20 protein-coding genes are annotated in these 18245 nt (G+C 32.7%); 4 read left to right on the plus strand and 16 right to left on the minus strand.

The annotated features are described in order from the left end of the window. Positions 1–2 precede the first annotated feature (2 nt). Positions 3–1703 (minus strand): flagellar basal-body MS-ring/collar protein FliF, encoded by a 1701-nt coding sequence (gene fliF / locus HCW_RS04165; protein WP_014660971.1) that lies wholly within the window; start codon positions 1701–1703, stop codon positions 3–5. An 80-nt stretch (positions 1704–1783) separates the two neighbouring features. Beyond that, positions 1784–2482, minus strand: a complete 699-nt coding sequence (locus tag HCW_RS04170) for a phosphatase PAP2 family protein (protein WP_014660972.1) — start codon at positions 2480–2482, stop codon at positions 1784–1786. A gap of 254 nt (positions 2483–2736) precedes the next feature. Here HCW_RS04170 and pyrG point away from each other — a divergent pair, with 254 nt between their 5' ends. The 3 genes from pyrG to HCW_RS04185 are packed head-to-tail and all read left to right on the plus strand — an operon-like array spanning position 2737 to position 6791. Beyond that, entirely contained in the window at positions 2737–4353 is a 1617-nt protein-coding gene (pyrG, locus tag HCW_RS04175; protein ID WP_014660973.1) for a glutamine hydrolyzing CTP synthase, read from the plus strand. A gap of 12 nt (positions 4354–4365) precedes the next feature. Beyond that, complete coding sequence (gene recJ, locus HCW_RS04180) at positions 4366–5916, plus strand: single-stranded-DNA-specific exonuclease RecJ (RefSeq protein ID WP_014660974.1); 1551 nt, start codon at positions 4366–4368, stop codon at positions 5914–5916. Further along, complete coding sequence (locus HCW_RS04185) at positions 5916–6791, plus strand: RluA family pseudouridine synthase (RefSeq protein ID WP_014660975.1); 876 nt, start codon at positions 5916–5918, stop codon at positions 6789–6791. Before recJ ends, HCW_RS04185 begins: the two co-directional genes overlap by 1 nt. Positions 6792–7430: 639 nt before the next feature. Here HCW_RS04185 and HCW_RS04190 read toward each other — a convergent pair. Further along, positions 7431–7757, minus strand: coding sequence for a TRL domain-containing protein (locus HCW_RS04190; RefSeq protein ID WP_014660976.1), 327 nt, complete (start codon positions 7755–7757; stop codon positions 7431–7433). Positions 7758–7836: 79 nt separating this feature from the next. Further along, on the minus strand, positions 7837–9630 hold the full coding sequence (locus HCW_RS04195; protein WP_014660977.1) for a relaxase/mobilization nuclease domain-containing protein: 1794 nt from the start codon (positions 9628–9630) through the stop codon (positions 7837–7839). A gap of 849 nt (positions 9631–10479) precedes the next feature. Here HCW_RS04195 and HCW_RS04200 point away from each other — a divergent pair. After that, entirely contained in the window at positions 10480–11433 is a 954-nt protein-coding gene (locus tag HCW_RS04200; protein WP_014660978.1) for a hypothetical protein, read from the plus strand. A gap of 134 nt (positions 11434–11567) precedes the next feature. Here HCW_RS04200 and HCW_RS04210 read toward each other — a convergent pair whose 3' ends face one another. The 12 genes from HCW_RS04210 to HCW_RS04265 all read right to left on the minus strand — a co-directional run bounded on the left by HCW_RS04210 (position 11568) and on the right by HCW_RS04265 (position 18031). Then, positions 11568–11897, minus strand: a complete 330-nt coding sequence (locus tag HCW_RS04210) for a hypothetical protein (RefSeq protein WP_043902785.1) — start codon at positions 11895–11897, stop codon at positions 11568–11570. A gap of 17 nt (positions 11898–11914) precedes the next feature. Beyond that, on the minus strand, positions 11915–12940 hold the full coding sequence (locus tag HCW_RS04215; RefSeq protein ID WP_014660980.1) for a hypothetical protein: 1026 nt from the start codon (positions 12938–12940) through the stop codon (positions 11915–11917). Between the two features lie 48 nt (positions 12941–12988). Continuing rightward, the gene (locus HCW_RS04220) at positions 12989–13381 is read right to left on the minus strand and encodes a hypothetical protein (protein WP_014660981.1); all 393 of its coding nucleotides are present in this window, start codon (positions 13379–13381) and stop codon (positions 12989–12991) included. 14 nt (positions 13382–13395) lie between these two features. Then, a complete protein-coding gene (locus HCW_RS04225) occupies positions 13396–13836 on the minus strand; it encodes a hypothetical protein (protein ID WP_014660982.1) in 441 nt (146 codons plus the stop codon). After that, complete coding sequence (locus HCW_RS04230) at positions 13833–14300, minus strand: hypothetical protein (protein ID WP_014660983.1); 468 nt, start codon at positions 14298–14300, stop codon at positions 13833–13835. The genes HCW_RS04225 and HCW_RS04230 overlap by 4 nt, the downstream gene beginning before the upstream one ends. A 181-nt stretch (positions 14301–14481) precedes the next feature. Beyond that, the gene (locus HCW_RS04235) at positions 14482–15024 is read right to left on the minus strand and encodes a hypothetical protein (RefSeq protein WP_155802233.1); all 543 of its coding nucleotides are present in this window, start codon (positions 15022–15024) and stop codon (positions 14482–14484) included. Positions 15025–15067: 43 nt separating this feature from the next. Next, positions 15068–15268, minus strand: a complete 201-nt coding sequence (locus HCW_RS04240; protein ID WP_014660985.1) for a hypothetical protein — start codon at positions 15266–15268, stop codon at positions 15068–15070. Positions 15269–15295: 27 nt separating this feature from the next. Continuing rightward, entirely contained in the window at positions 15296–15598 is a 303-nt protein-coding gene (locus HCW_RS04245) for a hypothetical protein (RefSeq protein ID WP_014660986.1), read from the minus strand. Then, positions 15598–16269 carry a ParA family protein gene (locus HCW_RS04250; RefSeq protein WP_014660987.1) on the minus strand — a complete coding sequence of 224 codons (672 nt, stop codon included), beginning with the start codon at positions 16267–16269 and terminating at the stop codon, positions 15598–15600. Before HCW_RS04250 ends, HCW_RS04245 begins: the two co-directional genes overlap by 1 nt. Before the next feature lie 15 nt (positions 16270–16284). After that, positions 16285–16509, minus strand: coding sequence for a hypothetical protein (locus HCW_RS04255; protein ID WP_014660988.1), 225 nt, complete (start codon positions 16507–16509; stop codon positions 16285–16287). A gap of 1 nt (position 16510) precedes the next feature. Then, positions 16511–16852, minus strand: coding sequence for a hypothetical protein (locus HCW_RS04260; protein ID WP_014660989.1), 342 nt, complete (start codon positions 16850–16852; stop codon positions 16511–16513). 180 nt (positions 16853–17032) lie between these two features. After that, positions 17033–18031, minus strand: a complete 999-nt coding sequence (locus HCW_RS04265) for a tyrosine-type recombinase/integrase (protein WP_014660990.1) — start codon at positions 18029–18031, stop codon at positions 17033–17035. Positions 18032–18245 lie beyond the last annotated feature (214 nt).

The raw sequence follows: 18245 nt of genomic DNA on the forward strand, positions 1-18245 counted from the left end.
TTTTAGCCTTTTGCTCCCTCAGAGCCGATTTCGTCCTTGATGAGTAGCTTAAATAAGGTAGCGATTTCATCAGGGCGCTCTTTGAGTGTTCCTTTGATTTTTTCCAACATAATTTCGTATCTTACTTCATCTTCGCTAAAGCCTCCATTAAGCCCAAGCTGGTCTTCTACTTTTTTTCTCAAATCACCAAACTTATTCAGCTCATCTTCTTCTTCGTCAATATCTTCAAACATAGATTTGACTTCATTATCTTCATCAGGAATCACTTCCAGCATGCGTTCGCTGAAAGGCACAATAACTTTCTTATAGAATACAAAGAGCACGATAGCTACAAGAATGTATTTAATTAAAGGCGTGAAAGGCCCTAAGATTTTTTGGGCTTTATTAGCGATTTTTTCAGCTAAGGTGGCGTTATTGATTGTTGGCACATAAGGGTTAAATTCAAAATTACTCACCGTTACATCATCGCCTCTATTTTGGCTATAGCCAATAGCTTGTTTGACAAGGGCGTTGATTTTTTTTATAGCCTCATCGCTTAAAGGAACATATTCTAAAGAAGTAACATCATCTTTGGTAACACTTCTATATTTGCCATCAACAACTACTGCAGCATTCAAGCGCACTAAAGTGCCAAATTCACCCTTAATTTCACTGATAGTTTTACCCACTTCATAATTAGTGGTGTTTTGAGATTTTTCGTATTTTTCTTGCTCCTTATTGTCTTTGAGACCTTGCACAGGACCAATATTGCTCACAACGCCGGGAACTCCACCAACTTGTTTTTTAGGAGCGCCTTCTTTTTTCTCTTCTAAATTTTGCTCGCTTCTCACCACATTATTAGGGTCAAAAGTCTCTTTAGTGCTTTTCTTTTGGCTAAAATCAAATTCTGCATTCACTCTTGCTACGACTTTATCCTTGCCCCCTACAATAGGCGAAAGGATATTCATAATCTTACTTTCTAAAATGTTTTCAAAATTTTGTTTATAGTGGAGTTGTTCTAAGGCTAACTCTCTAGAATTATCTAAAGTATCACCCTCACCTAGTGGTTCGCCATTTTCATTCACAATTTTGACATTTTCTACAACAAGCTTTGGCACAGAGGCAGCAATCAAATTTTTAATCCCTAGAATTTGAGTAGGAAGAAGTCTCATGCTAGGTTTCATTTTTAGCATAACAGAGGCCGTTGGGGGCGTTTCTTTAGAGACAAATACGCTATCTTTAGGCACAGCAATATGCACATTAGCTTTAGAAATAGGATTTAAGCTTTCAATGGTGCGTGAGAGTTCGCCCTCAATCGCACGAATGAGTTTGATATTTTGGTCAAAATCAGTTGCCCCAAAGTCTTTAGTGTCAAAAATTTCAAAACCTACTTTACTTGTGCGGGGGATTCCTTGTGAGCTTAAAGCAATTCTTTCTTCATAAATCTTGTCCCTAGGAATAAGAATGGTATCGTCTTTAGGGATTTGATAGGGGATTTGATTTTGTTGGAGATGTTGTAAAATGAGGGCATTATCGCTTGCATCCATTCCCTCAAAAAGCACTCCATAATCACCAGAATACTTTTTTTCATGCACAGGATAGACCAACAAAAAAACAATTAATGCCATGCCCAAAACGCTTGTAGCAATAATGGCAATTTTTTGTTTTTTATTGAGCTTAGCAAATAAATCAATAAATTGCTGTAATAACGCCTTTAAGTCCAATGCCTAAAAATCCTCTCCTAAAATAATCAATCAATGTGTATAAAAATTTATACTCACAAACTCCAACTCTTACTTAAATATTAAAATTTCTTAAATACGCCCAAATAAGCTCCCACAGAAAAACTTGCACACAAAGCACCTAAACAAAAGCCCCCTAAAACATCGCTAGGATAATGCACTCCTAAATAAATGCGTGCTAATCCCATTAAGAGAACCAAACCAAGCAAGCTGTAAGTGAGAGCATTTCTAATCTTTTGATGAGAAATAAAATGGGGCAACAATAAAATAATTAGCCCATAAAAAATGGCTGAAGAAAGCGAATGCCCGCTAGGAAAGCTATAGCCATGCGGATTTGAAAGCCATTCACTAGGATTGGGTCTATCACGCATAATAAGGATTTTTAAATATTTTCCAATCGCAACAGCTAATATTACGCTTAGTAGAAACCATACGCCAAGCACTAAATTCTTGCGATAAAGAGCTAAGAATATTCCTACTAACAAACTTAAAGGCAAAATGAGCTTTGAAGAACCCAAAAAGGTAGCGTAATTGACGATTTGAGCTAAAGTAGGATTAGAATCAAAAGGGTGTGAGCGCACCACATTAAAAATCGCATTATCAAAAGGGCTTACATGATTAAAATGAACAAGACAAGTGATAATGCCAAAAAGTCCTAGAAAAATCGCACCCAAAATCAAGAGTAGCTTAACTTGAGTGTAAAATAGAGGCTTTTCTAACTCTTTAGAAAGATTGCTTGTTGGCGTGTTATTCGTTGGCATGGCTATTTGGTATTCCTCAATTTATCAAGTCAATTTTGCAATCTTGATTTTTTAAATCAAACTTTCTCAAAAATTTATAAAAAATAAGAGCTTTATATTTTAGTAAAAAAAAGCTGATAATAAACTAAAAAACAAAAAACCTTATCCTATAAAAGATTTTTGAAAGCATAATGAGATTTTATCGTTTTTCAAGGCTTTTTAACCCTTTTTAGACTACAATTTGAAATACAAAAACAAAAGGACTAATAATAACAATGGATAGAGCCAAATTTATATTCGTTACAGGGGGTGTGTTAAGCTCTCTAGGAAAGGGTATTTCTTCATCTTCAATTGCGACTTTGTTGCAACATTGCAACTATCAAGTTTCTATTTTAAAGATTGACCCTTACATCAATATTGACCCGGGCACTATGAGCCCTTTAGAGCATGGCGAAGTGTTTGTAACAAGCGATGGGGCAGAAACAGATTTGGATATTGGGCATTATGAGCGTTTTTTAAATAAAAATCTCACTCGTTTGAATAATTTTACTACCGGTCAGATTTTTTCAAGCGTGATAGACAATGAAAGAAAGGGCAAGTATTTAGGCAAAACGATTCAAATAGTGCCTCATGTTACTGATGAAATCAAACAACGCATTAAAAATGTCGCTAAGGGCTGTGATTTTTTAATCGTTGAAGTAGGCGGAACCGTGGGCGATATGGAGGGCATGTTTTATTTAGAAGCTATTAGACAGCTTAAATTGGAATTAGGAAGTGAAAGAGTGATTAATGTGCATGTAACCTTAATCCCTTATATCCAAACCACTAATGAATTAAAAACTAAGCCCACGCAACATTCCGTCCAAGAATTACGCCGACTTGGAGTTACACCTCAAATTATCTTAGCTCGCTCGCCTAAGCCATTAGATAAAGAGTTGAAAAAGAAAATCGCTTTAAGTTGTGATGTAGAACAAGACAGCGTGATTGTTGCCACTGATGCTAAAAGCATTTATGCATGCCCGATTCATTTTTTACAAGAAGGTATCCTTACCCCCATTGCTAGACGCTTTAATCTAAATAAACTGCACCCCAAAATGGCAGCATGGAATACTCTAGTAGAAAAGATTATCGCACCCAAACACAAAGTAAAAATCGGTTTTGTAGGCAAGTATCTAAGTTTAAAAGAATCTTATAAATCTTTAATTGAAGCCCTAACGCACGCAGGAGCGCATTTAGATACGCATGTAGAGATTAAATGGCTAGATAGTGAAGATTTTAATGATGAGACCCATTTAGATGAAATTGATGCGATTTTAGTTCCCGGAGGCTTTGGCGAGAGAGGTATTGAAGGCAAAATGTGCGCTATTAAAAGGGCTAGATTAGAGAAATTGCCTTTCTTAGGCATTTGTCTAGGCATGCAATTAGCTATTATTGAGTTTAGTCGCCATGTTTTAGGCCTAAAAGAGGCTAATTCTACCGAGTTTGACAAAAATTGTAAAACACCTATTGTGTATTTGATTGAGGATTTTATTGACCAAAATAACCACAAGCAAGTGCGCACTTACAATTCGCCCTTAGGTGGCACTATGCGACTAGGTGAATATGAATGCAAGATTGCGCCAAATAGTAAGCTAGAAAATGCGTATAAAAAATCTTGTGTTAAAGAGCGTCATCGCCACCGCTATGAAGTGAATCCTATTTATCGCAATGAGTGGGAATCTCAAGGCTTAAAGGTGGTAGGCATAGGGGCTAATAATTTAATAGAGGCGGTTGAATTAGAAGACCACCCTTTCTTTGTGGGCGTGCAGTTCCACCCAGAATTTACTTCTAGGTTGCAAAGCCCTAACCCTATTATTTTAGATTTCATTAAACATGCCCTCAATAAATCTTAATTAAATTAAGAAATGAAACAAAAGCTTAGGACTCAAATTAAAGAGCAAGTGGAGTCTATTGCCTATGATAAAGGCTTTCCCTCGCCCTTTTTATTCAAAGATTTAAAAAAGGGTGCCTCTAAAATTATAGAGGCTATGCAAACTAACACTGAAATTTTAGTCGTGGGGGATTATGATGTAGATGGTGTGGTTAGCACAGCGATTATGGCAAAATTTTTTGAGGCTTTAGGTTATAAGCATGCTCGTTTTATTATTCCTAATCGCTTTGTTGATGGCTATGGTATTTCTAAGGCTTTTTTGCAAAAGCATTCAGCACCTATAATCATCACCGTGGATAATGGTATTTCGGCATTTGAGGCGAGCGATTATTGCAATGAATTAGGTTATACGCTTATTATTACAGACCATCATTGTTTGCATGATAATGAAGTGCCTAACGCTTATGCAGTGATTAACCCTCAGCAAGAGACATGCAATTTTCCGCAAAAAGAAGTTTGTGGAGCGTTGGTGGCATTCTATTTGTGTTATGGGATTCACAAACTTTTAAACCAACAAAAGAATAAAACAAGCGAACTCTTATGTTTAGCCGGAGTGGCTACGATTGCTGATATGATGCCTTTGACCTTTTTTAATCGCTTTTTAGTCTCTAAGACATTATATTTTTTGCAACAACAACCAATAGGCTCTATGGGGTTTTTGCGAGAAAGAGAAGTTTTTAGAAAGCGCTCTTTAAAAGCGAGTGATATTTCTTTTAATATCGCTCCTTTACTCAATTCTGCAGGACGCATGCAAGACCCCAAGCTCGCCTTAGATTTTTTAAACGCTAAAGAAGAAGACCAACGACAAGCTTTTTATCAGCAACTAAAAGCATGCAATTTAGAGCGAAAGGCTATTCAGCAACAAGTTTTTGAAGAGGCTTTAGAATGTGCTTTAAGGGGAGAGAAGGTTACGATTGCTTTTAAAGAGAGTTGGCATGAGGGGGTTTTAGGGATTGTAGCCTCTCGTTTAGTGGAGGCCACTCAAAAGCCAAGCCTTGTATTAGGGCTTAAAAATGGGGTTTTTAAAGGTAGTGGGCGTAGTTTTCAAGGGCTTGATTTAATTCAAGCATTAAGCAGTGTGGCACATCTCTTGCTAGGTTATGGGGGGCATAGAAAAGCTTGTGGACTTAGTTTAGAACAAGAGAAAATCACACAAGTTTTTGAGGCGTTAGAAAAGCACGCATGGCAAACAGAAAGCGTTTGTGCTATTACTATAGAGCCTTTAAGATTGCAACTCAAAGATATTGATGAAGAATTGTTGGAAATTTTAGAATATGGCGAGCCTTATGGACAAGAAAATCCTGAGCCTTTGTTTATCATTAGAGATGTAGAGGTTATAGAGGAGCGCATAATAAAAGAAACGCATCAAACTATGCGCTTAAGAGATAATGAGAATATTAGGGGGGCGATTTATTTTTGCGCAGAGCGCTTTGTAAAGGTGGGCGAAAGAATAAGTGCGCTTTTTAGCGTGGAATTAGATGAATACACTAACGAGCCTAAAATATTTATTAAAAGTCTATTATAGTGCCTTTTATAGAAGAAGAATTTAAGATTAGTGAGCCCAAGAAAGCACTTTTTGTGGTGCGTGATATTTTAAACTGCTCTTTAAAAGAGGCGCAACGCCATATTGACAAGCAACGATTAAGGGTTGATAATAAGGTTGTTAAAAAATCTCAAATCATTCAAGGCATGGTTAGCTTAACTTATTTTAAGCCTGTAAATAATACTCAAGAGCTTGTTTTTGAGACTAAGGATTTTGGCGTGTTTAATAAAAGCGCTCAAGTCTATACCCACCCTAAGGGCTATTTTTACCATAAGAGTTTGCTAGATTGCATTCAAGCAAGCTTTGGTAGGGGGGCGCACCCTGCTCATAGACTAGATTATGAAACAAGTGGTTTGGTATTAGTAGGTAAGAATTTGCAACATACCAAAGCCTTAAAAGCGCTTTTTATGCAACAAAAAGTTAAAAAAACTTATTTAGCTTTAGTGCATGGCAAGCTTATACAATCATTGCGTATTGATGAGCCTATCTTAGTGCCTCAAACTATCCAAGAGGATTTACGCATTCGCTCTTGTATCTCTCCTTTAGGCAAGCTTGCAATCACGCTTGTTGAGCCACTAAGCTATAACGCTTTACTAGATATTAGCCTAATTAGAGTAACCCCACTTACCGGGCGCACGCACCAAATCCGCTTGCATTTAAGCTATGTGGGGCATAGGATTATAGGCGAGGGGCTTTATGGGGTGAGTGATGAAAATGCGAGAGAGTATTTAAAATTAAAGCGTGAAAATCAAGCGCCCTTACTTATGCTCCATGCAATTAGCTTGGAGTTTAATTTTAAAAATGCAAATTATAAAATCGTTTCACAAATTCCTAAGCGTTTTTTATCTTTTTTATGAATAATTTTAACTTTTAGCTTATTTTAAGTTTCAAAAAGCTGGGTGCATTATACCAAAAGTTTTCTAAATGCAAATAAATGTTTCAAATTCCCTTACTATTATAATCGTGGAAATAAAATTCCTTATATTTAATAAATTAAGGGAAAGAAAGGTTTACCTTTCTTTCTAAGCCTATTAAAAAATATTATTAGTAAATATCATGTCATGAGTGGGGATTTCTTTTTTAAAAACTATTAAGTTATGTAAGTAGGAATTTCTAAACAAAGAAAGCTCTCAATTAAAAAAGGACAAGTTCATTAAAGGGGCTGTAGGAATAGTGTCATTTTTAGTTAAGGGCTAGGTTTAGTTGATTAGAACTAGCAAGAATAAAAAACACCACTTCTTAATCCTATTGAGTATTTTTAAGAAAATTTTAAGTTTTAAAAATTTTTGAGTGCCACTTAAGAAAAATTTAAGCTCTAAAAGGCGTTTTAAAGCGTTTTTATTTTAAATTGATAGTCTGTCTTATCCTATGGCTTTATTTTGATTGTAGGGTATTTTTAGAGTGATTTATTTTGATATTGCTTGAATGAACTAGATTGCAAAAAAAAGAAAACATAATGAACCCCCCCAATAAAAGCAATTCATTATATTTTTGAGCTACTTAGCATTTCCCTCAACAACAGTGCAAGCTTTTAAAACAACCCCCATGTAATTAGTTAAGGTTTGTTGCACGACCATATCTTTTAAACTGCTACCACCATTTTTTAGAGCATCTTTGATAGCATCTTGAATGCTGTTATCTTTGCCCACAGGGATAAAACCTAATACTTTCCAACTGCAAGATTTACCTACCGCACTAAAGCTACTTTTTGTTTGCGCATTAGCTACATAACCATAACCATTCCCAAAATAACTGCCACAACCACTCAGCAAGAAAGCCATTGCGCCAGCTGTTACTCCTAGTTTAAACAAAGTTTTAAACATGTCATTCCCTTATGTAAATATAAAAAATAATATTGTATTTTACAAGAATTAAAATTAAGTAAAAATTAATAATAGTAATTTAGAACATATCTTTGCCATTATCCTTTGATTTTCTTTGGGTATAGGGGTTAAAAAGAGAGTGGCTTTTATCTTGCAATACCTCTTTAATGCTTGGTGCAGTCTTATTTTGGAATGAGATATTGTTGTTTATGGCTTGTCCTTTTTCTAGCTCCTTGTTTTGCTCTTTGTTGTGTGTAGAATTGTTTTCTATAACTCCCAAAGATTTAGCAACTAAAATTTCTTTTTGCATAAAATTCAAACTTCTCACTTTTCTTTGAATAAGTTTGTCTAATTTGTTGTCTTCTTCAAGGTTTTGGCTGTTGTGATTGGCGCAAAAGTCATTCAGTTTATTATGGAATGCCGAGCTCTGCTTATTGTGCAAATCTTTTAGTTCTTTTTCTAGCTCTTGATACCTTGTGATTAAGAATAAAGCTCTCTGCTTAATAAGGGCTAATAGTTCTTGTTCCCTTTGTTTAAGAGTGTTGAATAGTGGAGTAAAATCATCGTTATTTGGTGTGTTTTGCTTAGGCTCTTCTTTGGGTAAATCATTTGTAGATAAAACTTGTAGCATTTTTTGTGTTTGTTTGGTGTAATTGAGCTGTTTTTTTAAGGCGAATAGATTGGCTTTTAAATTCAAAGATTGAAAATCCAAATACTCGTTAACAACAAGAGTGCTTTCTTTAATTTTAAGGCTATCCTCTTTGACTTCATTTGTTAAGGCGTTTAGATTTCTTACTAGGGGAGTAGAATAGTGGTGTTTGCCCAAACTAGAAAGAGATTGCAACAACGCTTTTTTCTTTTCTAACACACTAAAATTTTGCACAACATAGCTAAAGGTATCTTTAAAATCTAATGTTTTAAACATCTTGTCTCTAATGTCTTTAATCTTTTTTATCGTTAAGGTGTGTTGCTCTAGTAATTTTAAGTTTTTGTTGTATTGTGTTTTTGAAGTTGGGGTCTCTAATATTTCTAATTGTTGTTCTAAATTTTCTTTTTGTTGTTTAAGGGGTATTAGGGCTTGATTGAAGTTTTTAAAAGCCATGTCAAAAAAACTATGAGCGTTTAGCGGAGTTTCTTTTTGTTTGGTTTTTAGCTCTTGGATTTCTTGTTCAATATTGAGCAAATGCTTTTCAACATTGGGGACATTAGAATAGTCTAATTCCGCCCTAGAATTAGTGAATAAAAAATCTTTAAAGTCTTCTCTTAAATCATCAAAAAATTCTTTGCATTCAACTTTGCTTTTAAAATGGAGTTTCTTGCCTGTGAGTTTATTGGTTTTATTTAAAACAACATGCACATGGGGCTTGTTTTGGTGGGAGTGTGTTTGGATAATGAAAGGGTAGTCATAGCCTAAATGATTGATTAAGGTTTGATAGACAGAATATTGTAAAATGTTGAGATTTTTTTCGGTAATAGGTTCATCTATACTAAAAACTAAGTGCATTGCCATATTCTTAGAATTATGTTTTTTAGTGATTAAAAAATCTTGCTCCCACTCGTTTAAGGTCTCATCTAAATTAACTTCTTGATAAAACTCGTTTAAAACAAATTCTTCATCTTTGACAACATATTCCCCAGCGTTTCTAGTATGCTCTATGCTAAGGTTGCCAATATTTTTAATGACAACTTGTTTTTGAGTAGATTTGAAAGGCTTAGTATTGTTTTTAATATGATTGTTGGCTACTCTTAGAGCGTAGCGTAATCTTTGGGTATAAGTAGTTCTAGGTCTTAAAACTTTTTTAGGCTTAATTTCTTCAAATTTAAAAAGGGGTTCTTCATCTTCTAAAATGCTGTTATTTTTGGTTGCCACCATTCTAGTTTTTCCCCTTATTAAAAATAGTGTTTTTAAAGTCAAATTGCTTTATTTTTAGGCACTTCTAAAAGTTTTGACTTTATTATGCTTGAAAATCTTTAAAAGCGACTTAATCAAAAAAGTGCAGGATAACCCCCCTCATATATACGAGTGGAGCTTTTAGACCCTAGCGAGTAGCTTAGTAGGGGGATTAAACAAAAACTTAAAAAATGATAAAATACTTCTTTAAAAAAATTTACATTTTTGGTCTGTTTATCTCTATAAGTTTTATTTTAGAATGGCTATGGATAATTCTACTAAGAAAGAGCTAAGAAAACCATATAAGAGATAGCTAAAAAATCTATTCAAAAAAGAGTGTAAAATTCATTGTAAAAAATAGCGTTAAATCTTCTTGAATTAGCACTTTTCATTCCATTACAAAAAGAGCTTATAACCCTTTTTAAAATACAAAATAATGCACTATAAAAAGTAGCTTAAAATCTTTGCAAGAACAACAAGGATAGCCTTACAAAAAAGAGCGTTAACATAACAAAAATTAGCTTTAATGCAAAAATAAAAAATAGCAAGAAATCTCAATAAGGATAGCCCACATTCCTTAGAGAAATAGCTTAAAATCTACTAAAATAAGAGCTTAAAAATCTAAAAGTAAAGATAATATTTAATCCCTTTAAAGATAGTTATAAATTCTTATCATTAAGTGAACTTTAAAATAGAATAATCTAGAATTGCTTTGTTTAATTTCATTTTTAAAAGGATTTTTATGAAAGTCAAAACCCTTTCTCTCTCTCTCTCTCTCTTAAGTAGCTTGATATTTTTTGTAAATTGCGCCACTAAGGTGGGGAAATAAAAATGCCAAAACCAGTTTATGTGGTTAATGATACCACTTTGTTGATTGTAAATATTTTTAAGCTTAGTCTTTTTTTAATGCCCTTTGTTTTTATTTATTGGATTTATAGTGGCATTACTGATTGGTGGCACAAGAAAGAGTTTGTGTCTCAAGTGGAAAAATGTTTGAAGTTAGATTATAGCTCTAGTTTGGATATGCAAAACATTCAAAATAGGGAATGTTTAAAGGCTCTAATCAATAGTGCTATGCCTAGAGAGAAATTACCTATACTTATTTCTCCAACTTATGAAACTTATGAAAAAGTGAAGTCAAATAAAGTGAAGACTTTGAATAATGAAAAAGGTTTTAACTTATTTGACAACAACCTTGATATAGAAATTCTTAAAGAGAATTTTAAAGATAAGTCTCAAAGGGATATTGCACTTAAAAATTGTATGCCTAAAATGCAAGAAAGCTTGGATAAACAAAGTGATTACTCTTTATTAAAAAGACGTTTGCAAGCACAATGTGTTAAAGCGATATGGGATTTAGATAAAACTTACGCACCTAAAATTATAGCCCTAGAAGATAAGCAAGAAAAGGCTTTAGAACTTCAAAAAGAAAAAGAAATGAAACATGCTAAAGGCTTAGAAATTGGAGCGTGTTTAGAGTTATATGATAAAAGTTTAAGCGAAAAAGGAAATATCTATGATGCTTTAAGTAAGGAAGATGAAGAAAAATGTGATAGTGTTTTAAAAAACAACCAAGTTTTACACTATGCCTATGATAAGAAAGTCTATGATGAGCAACTTTCTGTGTTGAAAAATCAAGACTCTAAAGTTTTTGATAATATTCTAAAAAATTGCTTAGATGAGTTTGCTCATGCCTTAAAAAACAATCTTGATACACTAGATAAAAATCTATCTAATAACGCAGTATGTAAGGGGGCTTTCTCTATTGCTAAAATACCTTTTTAGCAATAGGGGTTTTGTATTTTTTCACTTTTTTCAAAGTTCAAAACCCAACCAAATCTTAGCAAAAATGAACACACACAAAGGGAATACGCTCTCTCTCTGCTTATTAAAAAAATCTTTGAGTTTTTGCATGCTATTTATTCTTGGAAAACTCTTTGATATTTCAAAAAAGTTGGGTTTTTAAGCATTTTTCTAGCAATCTTTAAAGATTTAGGGGGTGTTAGAATAAGGGTGTAGTTATTATCCTTATTGTTTAAATAAAAAAATATGCCTATAATACTTTTTTGGCTTTCTAAATGTGTAAATTCTTGATGAATAGGAACATACATGCCAGATTCTATCCCTAGATTTTTTAATAAATCTTCTATAGCTCTTTTTCTTATTTTGACAATCTTTTCATAATCAGTCAAGCTTTTAAAATCCACGCTTAAAGCAAAAGTTTTATCTTTTAGTTTGATAAATTTCATGGGTGCTTCTTCCATATCTACTTACATCTTCTATACTGCCATAGTTTCATTTCTTTTAATCTTTCTAGGACTTTGGATGTGGTATCTATAAAGTTTTCTTTGAACTCCAAATAAAGATTATCAAAAGGCATAACTTCTTCTCTTAAATCTTTCTCTATCCATTTCCTTTTTGCTATGTCTTTGGATAAATCCTGCTTAATTTTTTCATCGTATTTAATCTCAATATAAAGAGACTTCTTATCACTTTCTTTTAGCTCTATGTCTTTAATATCTTCTTTGGTTAAAGGCACGCCATAGCGATTGAAAATGACTAGGAATTTTCTAAGCTCATAGAAATTCTGATTTTTCTCATAAATTAATAGCGATAAGTTTTTACCATTATTTAAACACTCTAAAATCTCATTTTGGTAATGATATACTAAGTAGAGCAAGCAAGTTTCTCGTGTGCCACCTGAAGTATTAAGATTATCGTTTCTATTCCTATGAGTAATGGTTAGCATTTCTTCATACTTAACTAATGGGGAGCAATAATCTATTAAAATTTTATTCAAATCAGAAACCGAGCAAATCTGGGGGTATTCTAAAAAATTGTTATAAAGTCTCTTTGCAAGGAATTTATCATTACTTGTTTTTAAAAACTCATCACGCAAATGAGCTTCATCTTCATAATCAAAGCATTTATGGAGCATAAAACGCACCAGCTTTTCGGTGTCGCTAGGGTTAGGATTGTGGCTAAAAACCATTTGTTGTGGGACAACTTCAAAATCTTTGGGAATTGTTTTTTCAATATCAATAGGACAAAGTAAATTCATAAGCTCCACTTCAAACCTTACCATAGCCCAGTCAAGCTGGGCGGTCTCAAAAGCATGGGGTTTTGAAGTTTCATATTCAAACACTTCCGCACAAAGAGTGTCAATGATTGTGATTTTTTGCTCCAAAGAGCTATTAGATAATGACAAATTTAAATCATCTGTGAAATGACTTGTCGGCGTGTTCTTTTTAAAATGAACCACATTTTCTACAAAAAAGTATCTTGTTTTCATTAATTTACTCCTTAGTTCTTATTTCTTGAATTTTATTTTCTATAAGCACTAAATTTGCTTGTCAAAAATTTTTTGGTGCAGTTTTTGACAAACTGCCGAATTTTGTTTTTCTTTTGCCATATCATAAGAATTAGCCACAAAACTCATAGCAACAAATATTGTAAGTCCCATAAAAAACGCTTTCACTTTTCGTGCCATTATTGTATTAATCGTATCTTGTTGAACAACACTAATAACAACATGAACACAAACTATTATAGAAATTGCCTCAAAAAATAGATAAGCAATTTCAAACCCAAGAAAAGAACACCCATTATTTTCTTGTTGATATAAAGAATTTGCAATATAGATAAACAAGCTAAGAATAAAAGGCATTGCCTTTTGACCTATATCCATTGTCCAACCTTGTTGCTCTTGTATGTCTGTGTTGTTAGTATCCATAGTAACTTCCTTTCTTAGAATTTTTGAGAAATATACAAGGGGCATTGTATTTCTGGCTCTTCAATGTTAGGCTTTGTAATGTAGAAACCATAAACAATTTCTTCTAGCTTGTTTTTGTCTAGCTCTAAGATATTGAATAGGTTTTCTGCAACCACATCAAAGATTTTTGCTTGGTGTTTGCTAAAGAGCTGTAAGACTTCCATATGAAAAAAGACATGCCAAATTTTAGGGTTGTCTTTATTTTGAGCTACTTTGTAAAAATACCCCCCTTTATATCTCATAAAATCTTTATCTACAAGATTAGCTCTGTATATCCTATGGATAAACACATCAAACAAGGTTAAGCCGATACAATCTTTATCATCTTCATTATGGACTATCTTAACTTCAGCTCTTGCTGGCTTAATCTCAATATTATTCAAATCGTTTGCCTTAAGCAAGTAGTTAATATTCATGGTTGTCTCCTTAAACTCTTTTTAATATGCCTAGTTCTTGCCAAGTCTTTTAGATGCTCTCTTTTACTCTCTTGATATAAAACTACTATTACAGCATAAAGAAAAATTAAGGGGGAGAAAATCATAGCAAGAATAAACCTTACATTAGAGATAATGCGAGAAAGTAAGGGCTTTTTAGAAAAAAAGCGAATGCTTTTAATAGGTTTAGTAAAAACATAACTAGGCATTATGTCATTTAATTCTTCTTTCAAGTCTTCTAAAACGCTCTCACTATGCATTTGATAAAAGAGTTCTAAAGTGTGGCTGTGTTTGCGTTTTAAGGTGTTTTCTAAGCGATAATTCTTTATTTTATAGCCTAAAATATCGCTAAATTCAAAATTAGGATTAATGTGGTGTTTGTTGAATGCTCTCCTAACGACAATGTAGAGTTGCTCTCTTAAAAAAGTGTTATAAATGCTTGACATGTTTTGTTGCTCCTTACTTTATTTTTTTGTCTTTTTAATTTTTTCACCAAATATCACCAATCGTCACTATACCCCTCCCTAGACAAAAACCAAGCTATATAAACCTTCATCGGTAAAATAAATATCAAATACAATGGCGCTAATACATTGTTTATTAGGTTATATATTATTTATTCTGTTCTCACACTAACTCCTTATGCCTTATTTCTTGAATTTCATGTTCTATTTCTTTAAGCTGGATTTGCAATTCAATTTTTCTTTGTTCTAGGCTTTTTAATCTAGGGTCAGAACTTAAAAAGTCGTATCGTGGTTTTTTTCTTGTGGCATAGCCTTTTCTAAGTCTGAAATAATTCGTTTCAATTTGAACGCCCTTAATTTGTTCAATATAGCTTTTAGCTTTACTATGCAACCTATAACCAGAAAGATTTTCAAAGACTTCTTTGTAACCTAATATTTCTAAAGCCTCTATTGCATAAGACATTCTCAAAGTATTTCTAAAAGTTGTAGCATGATTTGCTGATTTTCTTAATTCATTCAAATATTTTTCATCTACTCTATTTCTAAAAGTCATGCCATTATGCACACGACTGCTAGTAGCTATGCCTGTAAAAACCTTTTCAAAAATCAAATCATTTTCATAAAACCCATCTAAAAATTCATGGATTTCTTCAATGTTCTTTAATAAGAATATGTGAGAGCCTTTTAGAACCACCAATCTATCCACAATAGAAATATCCTTTTTTCTTAAAGAATTTAAATGTTGCTTATTAAACATGGTTAGAGAGAGTTTGTAATACACTCTCTAAAAGTGTAGCTTGAGATAAAAGAGTGTTGATTAGATAAGGCGTTACTTTTAATCTAAGGACTTCATTGATGTATTTCATATTCATAATCAATGAATTCCCACCATGATGTATTTCAATATTAGAAATAACTTCTAATTCGGCTTTGGTTAGTTCTTCTTTCATGTTTTTGCTCCCTTTTTAGTTGTTTTATTACAATTTTTTTATAAGTTCTGACAACCTTTCTTTCAATGTGCTTTTTTTGCGTCTCAAATGTTCTTCTATGGCCTCTTGAACAAATGAGCTCTTATTCTCATTGAATATGCCAAACTCTTTGAGATAATCTTCTAAATCTCGCATGGTCTTTACAGATAAAGAAATAGTGAAATTTTTCTTTTCATCTTTTTGCTTGGTGTTTTTGTCGGTAGAGTTGTATTGTTCATCAAATTTTTGCTCTAACTCGTGTAAATCTTTTGCATTATTTTCTTTCAAATGCTTGGTATTCTTAAAATTCATCATTGTTCCTTCATCTCTAAATTTAAATAGTTCTCTAGCTCTTTATAAAAGAACTCCCACTCCTTTTTAGCTTTGCTATTACCATATTCCATAACTCCAAAGCCTTCTGAAACAGAACGCATGTAGGCTATCCTTTCGCTTAATATACTATCCATTAAGAACACACTTTCATTTGTATTGTTTTCTTTGATAAAGTCAATGAGAGCCTTTTTCTCTTTGAGTTTTGGAATAGTAGGAATGCGGTTCATTACAATATAGACTTTTAAATTTTCATTGAGCGCTTGAATATTGCTTACTCTTTCTAGCATTTCTAGTAGCACCGCTATGTCTAGTTGGCTAGGTGTGGTAGGAATTAGCACAATATCGCTTAATAGCATGGCTTTTTGACTCTCTTTGCTATTTTCACCTTTGGTGTCTATTAAAACATACTCATACTTTTTAACCATTTGCGATAGAGTGTCGGTAATGTTGCTTGTGCGATTAAGATTAAAAAGCGTGAATTGTGGCAAATTAGTCCCACTCCTAATATCAGCAAATACCTCTAAACTTTTTTGATTATCAGTATCTAGGGCTACCACATCTTTTTGATTCAATAAAAGCTGTATGGCTAAATTTAGACACAAAGTGCTTTTGCCAGAGCCTCCTTTTTCGTTTGCAATGGTTATGGTCATAAAAGCCTCCTTAGTTTAGTTTTTTAAACCCATCTGTTTAAAAAGAATGAGATTTTTGGCATTATCCCCATTATTTAAGCGTTCTGTATAGTGTTTAGAAATCTCATCAAAACACTCATCAATATTTAACCCTTTAAAATTAGGGTTTGTCTTGAATAGATAGCTCAATAGAATATTTAGACAATGATTAACTTCGCTATCACAAAAATTATGCCTGTTAGTGTCAAAATCTAGGTGCATTTTATAAGCCCTCCTGCTCCATAAGCTCTATCATTCTTTTGCCATACGCACTATTTCCTGTTTTTAAAAAAGTGCGTGATAATCTATCAATTTCTTTACGCACCTCTTTGGCTCTTTGCTCTAGGTGTAAAAATGCTTGTTGTTGGTTCTTTTGATAGTCTTTATCTATATCGTTATAATAAGTCTTGTATTGCTCTTTAACGCTTTCTAAAAAAGCTTTTGGCTCTAGCGGAGTATTATGCTTTGTGAGATAGAGATAATCTAGTAAAAACTCTATGCTTTCAAAAACTTCTTTTCTTTTAAAATCTAGCGTAATAGGTTTAGTATTTAAATCAATAATCATATTCTTACTCCAATATAAAGTTCAATGAATTATAGCATATAATGGAATTATTGTTGTTAATTTATAATAGAATTATTGAAATTTATTCATAATTATTGAGAGATAATCACAATATATCATAATAGAATATAAAATTGTTATTCTATTATGATGTAAATTATTGTAATTAGGTTCAATATTTCAGAATAGGTTGGCTACGACTCTTCCATAATCGCTATTAGTGTGGATATAGATTTTGGTAGTTTCTAAATTGGAATGACCCAAAGCATTTTGCGTAAGGATTAAATCTTTAGTTTCTCCATATATGTAGCTCCCAAAGGAATGCCTTAACATATGCAACCCAACGCCTTTAAAATGACTAAGCAATCCAATCTCTTTTAAGGTTTTGTTTAGAAAATGTCTTATGGTAGCCCCCTTAAAAGGTTCATTGGCAGTAGTTTTTCTATTTCTAGTTTTAGAATTGAGCCATTCTTTCAAAAAGGGTTCTATAAGTTCCTTTTTAATTAAAGTAATTCTTTCTTTATTGCCTTTACCTCTAATAGAAAAAATATAGTTACAATCATCACTTTGAATATTATCAAGTTTAAGATTTTTAATCTCAATGGTGCGCAACCCACTATATGCCACAATTAAAGCTATAAGCCGACTTCTTTTTTCAAAATCTTTTTTACAAGGAAGACTTTTTAGATAGTCTATATAGTTAAAAAATTGTTCTTTGGGTAAAAATTTAGGCAAATTCTTATGCTTTCCTAATGCTACTTTTAATGTGAAATCAAAATTCATTTTCTTGTGTTTGTCTAAAAATTTAAAAAAAGTTCCCATATTGATTTTGAAGTTCATCATAGAAGAAGATTTGTAAGTTATGCTCAAGGTGTATAGAAAGTTTATCACATGGCTTTCTTGTAGCAAGCGTAGCTCTTTGACCTTTATCTCTTTGCGGTTATTCTTGATGTAATTAAAAAAGTGGGTTAAAACACCTAAATTGAGCATAGATTTACAACCTAGATTAACAAGTTTATTTCTAATTTCATTTAACTCCTCTATGCTTTTTGCCTCTTTAATTTTTGCTTGAATACTTTGGTATTGTTGCAGGTCTTTTACATTATATTTTGAAAAACATTTGGACTTAAAGTCCGCATACTCCTTAATAGCTTGTAGTAACTCTTTTAATAAAATCATTAAAACTCCTTATAATATAATAGTTCTATTAATTACAATTCTATTGTATTGTAAATAGAACTATTTTGTTAATACTATTATAGATTTAATAAAAATAAGCTGTCATGCAGTATGTAAGCATTGTGTTTGGAATTAAGTTTTTTAATCTAATGAAAGTGGTAGTGCAAAAGAAAGTGTTCTTAGAAAGAGACTGAAATTTAAGTAAGCCCCACTT

It is taken from the genome of Helicobacter cetorum MIT 00-7128 (assembly GCF_000259255.1).
Classification (GTDB): Bacteria; Campylobacterota; Campylobacteria; order Campylobacterales; family Helicobacteraceae; genus Helicobacter; species Helicobacter cetorum_B.